We start from the raw sequence: 7,846 nt of genomic DNA, 5'->3' as shown, positions 1-7,846 counted from the left end.
TGACGACCATAGAGCATTGGAACCACCTGATCCCATCCCGAACTCAGCAGTGAAACGATGCATCGCCGATGGTAGTGTGGAGCTTCTCCATGTGAGAGTAGGTCATCGTCAAGATTCAATCCCAAACCCCCTGTCTGCGAAAGCAGACAGGGGGTTTGCTTTTGCGCGAAAGAAAATCCGGAAAGGTGCCAATTCTCAGGCAAAAAAAGACCGCCCCAAAAGGCGGTCTTTATAACAACCCTGCTTTTCAGTCGCCGCGATACTCGCAGCCACTCGTGCAGGTTTCGTGAATCCTGATCGCACTCAGCTCTGGCAGAAGTGGCTTCAGTTCAAGCCAGATCCATTTCGCCAGGTTTTCGCTAGTCGGATTCTCAAGGCCTGGAATGTCATTGAGATAGTTGTGATCCAGGCGCTCATAAAGAGGCTTGAAGATCGCTTTGATCTCTGAAAAGTCCCGTATCCAGCCAGTATGAGGATCTACCGGGCCCGACAAATGAATACCAACACGAAACGAATGGCCGTGCAGGCGACCGCATTTATGGCCTTCAGGTACATGCGGAAGGCGATGAGCGGACTCGAAAGTAAATTCCTTGAATATTTCCAAAATCTTGACTCTATAAACGAGATGCAGGTGCCGAGTGTAACAGCAAAGGCGTCAAACGCGGCGATAACAGCCAAAGTTACAACCCTGCGCAAGGCTGATGGCAGGTGGCCAGACCTATTCAGTTTGAGTTAAGTTGGCAGCGGTATCGTGGTGCTCATGAATAGCTATTTCAATCATGGAGCCCCTATGAACGCTTTTGTAACCCTCTTGGCGTCGTCCTGCCTTTTGATTACCACGTTTGCCCTGGCACGTGAGGTTGGACCGGATGAGGCACTGAGACTCAGAGACACCGGTGTCATTCAGTCCTTCGAAAAACTGAATGCCGTGGCACTGGCGGCCCATCCAGGAGCCATCATCACCGATACCGAGCTTGAGAACGAATACGGCAAATACGTCTACCAGCTCGACCTGCGCGACAGCAAAGGGATTGACTGGGATCTGCAGCTCGACGCTGTAACAGGCAAGATCCATAAGAACCATCAGGATGACTAATGAGTGTCAACAAGCGCCGTATAGCCCTGCTCGGTCTGATTGCACTGTGTACATGCGCTCAGGCCAGAGATCTGGACCAGGACGAGGCTCTGCAATTGCGCCAGCGTGGCGTTATCCTGCCGCTTGAGCAATTCATCGAGCAGGCATTGGCGCGCCACCCAGGCTCCAGGCTGCTGGAAGCGGAGCTTGAAGAAAAACACGGTGTCTATGTCTACGAATTCGAGTTGCTGACAACCGAAGGTGTTGTCCGCGAGCTCAAGTTCGATGCCCGCGACAGCCGACTGCTTAAAGATGAGGAAGATGACTGATGCGGCTGCTTCTGGTTGAAGATCACGTCCCGCTGGCCGATGAGCTGTTGTCGACGCTGGCCCGGCAAGGCTATGCCGTCGATTGGCTGGCCGATGGCCGTGACGCCCAGTATCAAGGCCTCAGCGAACCCTATGATTTGATCGTGCTCGACCTGGGCCTTCCCGGTGTGCCCGGGCTTGAGGTCCTGGCACATTGGCGCAGCAATGGCCTGGTCACTCCGGTGCTGGTACTGACCGCACGGGGTTCCTGGTCAGAACGTATCGAAGGACTCAAGGCCGGAGCCGACGACTACCTGACCAAGCCTTTTCATCCCGAAGAACTGCAACTGCGTATCCAGGGACTGCTGCGTCGAGCCCGCGGCTTGGCCAACCAGCCGAAACTGGAGTCTGCAGGGCTGCATCTGGATGAGGGCCGTCAATCGGTGTCTCGCGACGGGGTCGACATCCAGCTGACGTCCGCCGAGTTTCGCCTGTTGCGCTATTTCATGCTGCACCCCGAGCAGATTCTCTCGAAAAGCCATTTGTCCGAGCATCTGTACGACGGTGAAAACGAGCGCGACTCCAACGTCATCGAAGTCCATGTCAACCATCTGCGGCGCAAACTGGGCCGTGCCGTCATCGAAACCCGCCGGGGCCAGGGCTATCTGTTCGGCGGGGCAGGCGGTTGAAGTCGATTCAGCGGCGTCTCAGTCTCGGTTTGATCGCGATCATGCTGGTCATCGGTCTGATCATGGCGCAAACCAGCCTGTGGTTGTTCGAGATGGGCCTGCAGCGTTACCTGGAGTCAGGCCTGCGTAACGAAAGCGAAAACCTGCTGGTCGCCCTTGTGCGAGGCCCGGCAGGCTTGCAGCTCGATGAGCAGCGTTTGTCGGGGGCTTATCATCGGCCTTTCTCGGGTCATTACTTTCGTGTCGACTTTGCCGATGGCCACTGGCGCTCACGCTCATTGTGGGATTTCGAACTGCCGCAGCCACAGAGCAATGGTCTGCACGCCAACCTCGAGCTGGGCAACACCGGCCAGTCGCTGTTGATGCTGACTGCGGACTACCGCAAATTCGGGCAGAAGATTTCCATCACCGTCGCCCAGGACTACACGCCGGTACGCAAGAGCTTCCAGCGCATGCAGCAGATAGGCATGGGGCTGGGACTGGCCGCATTGATCCTGGTGCTGATCCTGCAACGCGTCACCGTACGCCGGGCGCTGCGTCCGCTCGATATCGTGCGCGAACAGATTTCCCAATTGCAGCAAGGGCAGCGTTCACAACTGGACAATCAGGTGCCTCGTGAGCTTGAGCCTCTGGTTGACCAGATCAACCACTTGCTGGCCCATACCGAAGACAGCCTCAAGCGCTCACGCAATGCACTGGGCAATCTTGGCCATGCCTTGAAAACGCCGCTGGCGGTCATGCTCAGCCTGGCCTCCAACCAGCAACTCGATGCCCACCCCGCCTTGCGCAAAACCCTGCAACAGCAGCTTGAGCAGATTCAGCAGCGCCTGGAGCGTGAACTCAACCGCGCGCGCCTGTCCGGAGATGCCCTGCCAGGTGCCCGTTTCGACTGCGACGTAGAGCTGCCGGGCCTGTTTTCCACCCTGCAGATGATCCACGGCGAACACCTGCAATTGATCAACGATGTTCCGAGCGGACTTTTCCTGCCATGGGATCGCGAAGATCTGCTAGAACTGTTGGGTAACTTGCTGGACAACGCCTGTAAATGGGCCGACAGTGAGGTGCGCTTAAGCTTGGGCCAGAGCCTTCAGGGGACCTGGTTGCTGGTCGATGACGATGGGCCGGGAATTCCCGAGTCACGCCGCGAAGCGGTTTTCAGCCGCGGCACGCGACTGGATGAGCAAACCACCGGGCACGGTTTGGGATTGGGGATCGTGCGCGACATCGTCGATGCCTGGGGAGGCACACTGCAACTGCTGGAAAGCCCCGCAGGCGGCTTGCAGGTCCGTATCGATTTGCCCGAGCGCACCTAAACATAAGCACACAGGAGCCGATAACCGATCAAGAGCTGGGGTTCTACAACAACAATAACCACAAGGCATTTCCTATGCGTCCAAACCTCAAAGCCAAAGTGCTGTTACTGGCCGTCGTGCCTGTGCTTCTGTTCGCGCTGATCATCAGTGCCGCCACCGTCTATATCCTCCAGCAACAAGCGGAGCTGGAAGTCAGCGAAACCCGCGAGCGTTTGCTTGAAGAAGCCAAGACCAATCTCAAAGACCATGTGTCGATTGCCCTCAGCGCCATCAAGCCCATGTACGACGCGGCTGCGCCGGGTGATGAAACCGCAAAAGCCACAGCCATCAAACTGTTCTCCGCAGTCAGCTACGGCAAGGACGGCTACCTGTTCGGCTACGACTCCGAGATCATCCGTATCTTCAGAAGCAACAGTTCCGATGGCCTGGGCAAAAGCTTCAAGGATGTCCGCGACCCCAATGGCATCTATCTGAACCGCGAACTGGTCGCGGTGGCCAAGAACGGTACGCACTACGTGCGCTACGCCTCGGCCTTGCCGGGCAAGACCGAACCGGTACCCAAGGTGGGCTACACCGAGTACCTGCCCAAATGGGATCTGGTGGTCGGCAGCGCCGTCAATCTCGATGGCATCGAAGCGCAGGTCAGCCAGGTTCGGCAAAGTGTCGAGGCGCGCTTGCAGGAAATGCTCTACAGCATTGTCGGTATCACCGTGTTGCTGCTAATCGTGATCAGCGTGGTCGGTGCGCTGGTGACCGGTACGCTATTGCGTCCTTTGCGCCTGATGAAAGCCAACCTCGACGATATTGCAGCGGGTGACGGTGACCTGACCAAGCGTTTGCAAATCACCAGCCAGGATGAACTGGGCGAACTGGCTGGTTCCTTCAACCGCTTTGTCGACAAGATTCATGGCCTGGTGCGGCAAATGACCGAAGTGACGACCCAATTGACCGGGCTGGTCTCAGAGGTCTCCTCGCAGGCCCAGCGCTCCGAGCAAGCCATGGATCGCCAGCGCTACGAAACCGACCAGGTGGCCACCGCCATCAACCAGATGTCTGCGGCCGCCCAGGAAGTTGCCAAAAGCGCCCAGAATGCCTCGACCGCCGCCCAGCAGACCGACGAGCAAGGCCGCGCCGCCAAGCGCGTGGTCGACGGCAGCATCGCGCAGATCCACTCACTGGTGGACGATATTCGCAAGAGTGGCGTCTCGCTCGACAGCCTGCAGCAGGATGTTTCGTCGATCGTCAGTGTGCTGGGCGTGATCCGCTCCATTGCCGAACAAACCAACCTGTTGGCCCTCAATGCCGCCATTGAAGCCGCCAGGGCAGGGGAGGCCGGACGTGGCTTCGCGGTGGTGGCCGACGAAGTCCGTGCGCTTGCCAGTCGTACCCAGCAAAGCACCCAGGAAATCCAGTCGATGATTACCCGGCTGCAGCAGGGTACTTCCGATGCCGTGGGTGCCATGCGCCGCTCCAGCGAAGCCGGGGATGGCACTTCGGTTCAAGCCAATGAAGCCGGTCGTTCGCTGGTCACCATCGGTGAGCTGATCGCGACCATCAATGCCATGAACGCGCAGATCGCCAGTGCTGCCGAAGAACAGACTGCCGTGGCCGAAGAGATCAACCGCAGCGTCCACCAGATTGCCGTGGCGGTGGACAGTGTGGCCGATGAAACCCGCCAGGGTGCCCAGACTTCACGCAGCCTGGCCGAACTGGGCCAGCGCCTGGGGGCTTTGGCCACACAATTCAGGGTCTGACACCACCTCATCCAGCGATTTGCCATCACGTATGGCACTCGTGCGCGTCCGGGCGGACTAACGCTCTAGAGCGGACATAGAGTCCGCCCTGACGACATGGATGAGACATGAACGAAACCAACCTGCAAAACAAGACCCTGCTGCTGTTAGTGGCGCTGGTCACCATTGCCTTCATCTGGATCTTGCTGCCGTTCTACGGCGCCGTATTCTGGGCAGTAATCCTCGGCATCCTCTTTTCCCCCTTGCAGCGCCGCCTGCAACTGCGTTTTGGTCGCTCGCGCAACCAGACCAGCCTCATTACCCTGGCGATATGCCTGATCATCGCCATTTTGCCGGTGATCGTGATCAGTGCCATGCTGGTCCAGGAAGGGGCGCTGCTCTACAAGAACGTCGAAAGTGGTCAGCTGGACATTGCCAGCTACCTCAACGAGTTCAAGGCACTGTTGCCAGCCTCAGGACAACACTTGCTGGACCGCATGGGCATGGGCGACTTCAATGGCCTGCGTGACAAGATCGCCAAGGGCGCCATGCAAGGCAGCCAGTATCTGGCCACCCAGGCATTCAGCTTTGGCCAAGGTACGTTCGATTTTGTGGTGGGCTTCTTCATCATGCTCTACCTGTTGTTCTTCTTCCTGCGCGATGGCCAGGAACTGGTACGCAAGATCCGTAACGCTGTGCCACTGGCCGATCAACACAAGCGCCGCCTGCAACTGAAGTTCAACCGCGTTGTGCGCGCTACGGTGAAGGGCAACGTCGTGGTCGCCGTCACCCAGGGTGCGCTGGGTGGCTTTATCTTCTGGGTTCTGGACATCCCCAGCGCCTTGCTCTGGGCAGTGATCATGGCCTTTCTGTCGCTGTTGCCAGCGGTGGGTGCGGGCATTGTCTGGGCGCCGGTGGCGGTGTACTTCCTGCTCAGCGGCATGATCTGGCAAGGCGTGGTACTGGCCCTGTTCGGCGTGCTGGTCATTGGTCTGGTCGACAACGTCCTGCGTCCGGTGCTGGTCGGCAAGGACACGCGCATGCCGGACTACCTGATTCTGATCAGCACCCTGGGCGGCATGTCAGTGTTTGGCTTGAATGGCTTTGTTATCGGCCCCTTGATTGCCGCACTGTTCATCTCGTGCTGGGCGTTGTTCTCCGAAACCAAGAAGCGCATCCAGCTTCCCGGATAAGCTGAAAACAGACGAAAAAAACCCTGCTTCCAGAGCAGGGTTTTTTTATACCGCAAGCAATCAGCCCGGCACATGCAGCCCGGAGTTGATCACCAGATCCAGCAACGGCTGCGGGTAGACACCCAGCGCGAAGGTCAGGATCGCCACGGCCAGCAGCATCACGCCACCGGTACGCTGTGCCCAGTTGAAAGCGGCATCGTGGCGCGGCATCTTGTTGTCCACCAGGTACATGGTGACCATTACGCGCAGGTAGTAGAAGACGCCGATGGCGCTGCCCAGCACCAGTGCCGCGACCAGCCACCACAGGTGCGACTCGACACCGCTGGCAATGATGTAGAACTTGCCGATGAAGCCTGCGGTCAGCGGAATGCCGGCCAGCGACAACATCATCAAGGTCATGACCGCCGTCAGGTACGGACGGCGCCAGAACAGGCCACGGTACTCGAACATCGCATCGGCATCGCGACCGCTGTAAGGCGACGACATCATGGTGATGACGCCGAAGCTGCCCAGCGAGGTCAGCACGTAAGTGGTCAGGTACACGCCAATCGCCTCGACAGCCATGCCCTTGCTCGCCACCAGGGCGATCATCAGGTAACCGAAGTGGGCAATCGACGAATAACCCAGCAGACGCTTGAGGTTGTTCTGCACCAGCGCCAGCAGGTTACCGACCACAATCGACGCGACCGCTACCACCGCCAGCACATCCTGCAGCACGCCGCCGCTGGCCGCTGGAGAAATCTGGAACAGACGCACCAGCACCGCGAATACCGCGACCTTGCTGGCGGTGGCCAGGAAGGCGGCGACCGGCGCCGGGGCGCCTTCGTAGACGTCCGGGGTCCACAGGTGGAAAGGCACCAGCGACAGCTTGAACGCCAGACCTACCACCATCATGCCCAGGCCGATACTGGCAATCGGGCTTGGCAGGCCGGTGGCCGCCAGCGCCTTGCCGATACCGTCGAAGCTCAGGCTGCCGGCTTCGGCATACAGCAGCGCCATACCGAACAGCAGGAACGCGGAACCGGCGGCCGACAGCACCATGTACTTGATGCCGCCTTCCAGCGAACGCTTGTTGAAGAAGGCGTAGGCCACCAGGCCGTAAACCGGCACCGACAGCAGTTCCAGACCAATGAACAGGCCCGCCAGGTGTTGCGCGCTGACCAGTACCAGACCACCGGCGGCTGCCAGCAGAATCAGCAGGTACAGTTCTTCGCGGTTACCCGGGTAGCCGACCTTGTCATCGCCCAGATAAGCATGGGCCATGGTCACGCAGGCGAGGGTCGAGGCCAGGATCAACGCCATGTAGAAGCACGCGAAGGCATCGATGTGCAGCAACGGAGTCACCACCAGCGGCGCGACCTTGAGTGCCGGGTAAACCGACAGCAGCGCCAGGTTCAGACCGGCCACGCTGAGCAGGAAGGTTTGCGAGTGATTGCGCCGCCATGCGATCGCCAGCATCACCACCACAACGGTGAGGCTGGTGATCAGCAGGGGGCCAAGCGCAATAAAGTGTTGAATCGTCAGGTCCATAGCGC

General features: G+C 58.9%; 8 protein-coding genes, 1 rRNA gene and 1 pseudogene. 8 read left to right on the top strand and 2 right to left on the bottom strand.

Annotated features, from left to right (window positions below):
- Window positions 1-114 (top strand): 5S ribosomal RNA (rrf, locus tag ACYP2A_RS10630); the annotation flags it as partial.
- Window positions 115-247: 133 nt separating this feature from the next.
- Here rrf and queD read toward each other — a convergent pair.
- Complete coding sequence (gene queD, locus ACYP2A_RS10625; RefSeq protein WP_459744948.1) at window positions 248-604, bottom strand: 6-carboxytetrahydropterin synthase QueD; 357 nt, start codon at window positions 602-604, stop codon at window positions 248-250.
- Window positions 605-790: 186 nt separating this feature from the next.
- On the opposite strand from queD, the gene ACYP2A_RS10620 reads away from it, so the two are divergent.
- The 7 genes and pseudogenes from ACYP2A_RS10620 (at window position 791) to ACYP2A_RS10590 (ending at window position 6,311) form a co-directional block, all read left to right on the top strand.
- Window positions 791-1,096 carry a PepSY domain-containing protein gene (locus ACYP2A_RS10620; protein ID WP_459744947.1) on the top strand — a complete coding sequence of 102 codons (306 nt, stop codon included), beginning with the start codon at window positions 791-793 and terminating at the stop codon, window positions 1,094-1,096.
- Window positions 1,096-1,404 carry a PepSY domain-containing protein gene (locus ACYP2A_RS10615; protein WP_459744946.1) on the top strand — a complete coding sequence of 103 codons (309 nt, stop codon included), beginning with the start codon at window positions 1,096-1,098 and terminating at the stop codon, window positions 1,402-1,404. The genes ACYP2A_RS10620 and ACYP2A_RS10615 overlap by 1 nt, the downstream gene beginning before the upstream one ends.
- The gene (locus ACYP2A_RS10610; RefSeq protein ID WP_459744945.1) at window positions 1,404-2,072 is read left to right on the top strand and encodes a response regulator transcription factor; all 669 of its coding nucleotides are present in this window, start codon (window positions 1,404-1,406) and stop codon (window positions 2,070-2,072) included. Before ACYP2A_RS10615 ends, ACYP2A_RS10610 begins: the two co-directional genes overlap by 1 nt.
- Window positions 2,069-3,385 carry a sensor histidine kinase gene (locus ACYP2A_RS10605; protein ID WP_459744944.1) on the top strand — a complete coding sequence of 439 codons (1,317 nt, stop codon included), beginning with the start codon at window positions 2,069-2,071 and terminating at the stop codon, window positions 3,383-3,385. The genes ACYP2A_RS10610 and ACYP2A_RS10605 overlap by 4 nt, the downstream gene beginning before the upstream one ends.
- Before the next feature lie 74 nt (window positions 3,386-3,459).
- A pseudogene (locus ACYP2A_RS10600) lies at window positions 3,460-4,281 on the top strand (cache domain-containing protein); the annotation flags it as partial.
- A 27-nt stretch (window positions 4,282-4,308) separates the two neighbouring features.
- The gene (locus ACYP2A_RS10595) at window positions 4,309-5,139 is read left to right on the top strand and encodes a methyl-accepting chemotaxis protein (RefSeq protein ID WP_459744955.1); all 831 of its coding nucleotides are present in this window, start codon (window positions 4,309-4,311) and stop codon (window positions 5,137-5,139) included.
- A 107-nt stretch (window positions 5,140-5,246) separates the two neighbouring features.
- The gene (locus ACYP2A_RS10590) at window positions 5,247-6,311 is read left to right on the top strand and encodes an AI-2E family transporter (RefSeq protein ID WP_459744943.1); all 1,065 of its coding nucleotides are present in this window, start codon (window positions 5,247-5,249) and stop codon (window positions 6,309-6,311) included.
- Between the two features lie 60 nt (window positions 6,312-6,371).
- On the opposite strand, the gene nuoN is transcribed toward ACYP2A_RS10590, so the two are convergent.
- The gene (gene nuoN / locus ACYP2A_RS10585; protein WP_459744942.1) at window positions 6,372-7,841 is read right to left on the bottom strand and encodes an NADH-quinone oxidoreductase subunit NuoN; all 1,470 of its coding nucleotides are present in this window, start codon (window positions 7,839-7,841) and stop codon (window positions 6,372-6,374) included.
- Between the last annotated feature and the right edge of the window lie 5 nt (window positions 7,842-7,846).

It is taken from the genome of Pseudomonas sp. 3A(2025) (assembly GCF_054589175.1).
Note: the sequence above shows the minus strand (reverse complement) of the source record. Positions and strands in the feature narration are given on the sequence as shown.

Excerpts from the sequence above, each read along its gene's own strand:
- ACYP2A_RS10620 (WP_459744947.1), top strand. The coding sequence starts at position 791 with ATGAACGCTTTTGTAACCCTCTTGGCGTCGTCCTGCCTTTTGATTACC.
- ACYP2A_RS10615 (WP_459744946.1), top strand. The coding sequence starts at position 1,096 with ATGAGTGTCAACAAGCGCCGTATAGCCCTGCTCGGTCTGATTGCACTG.
- ACYP2A_RS10610 (WP_459744945.1), top strand. The coding sequence starts at position 1,404 with ATGCGGCTGCTTCTGGTTGAAGATCACGTCCCGCTGGCCGATGAGCTG.
- ACYP2A_RS10595 (WP_459744955.1), top strand. The coding sequence starts at position 4,309 with ATGACCGAAGTGACGACCCAATTGACCGGGCTGGTCTCAGAGGTCTCC.
- ACYP2A_RS10590 (WP_459744943.1), top strand. The coding sequence starts at position 5,247 with ATGAACGAAACCAACCTGCAAAACAAGACCCTGCTGCTGTTAGTGGCG.
- nuoN (WP_459744942.1), bottom strand. The coding sequence starts at position 7,841 with ATGGACCTGACGATTCAACACTTTATTGCGCTTGGCCCCCTGCTGATC.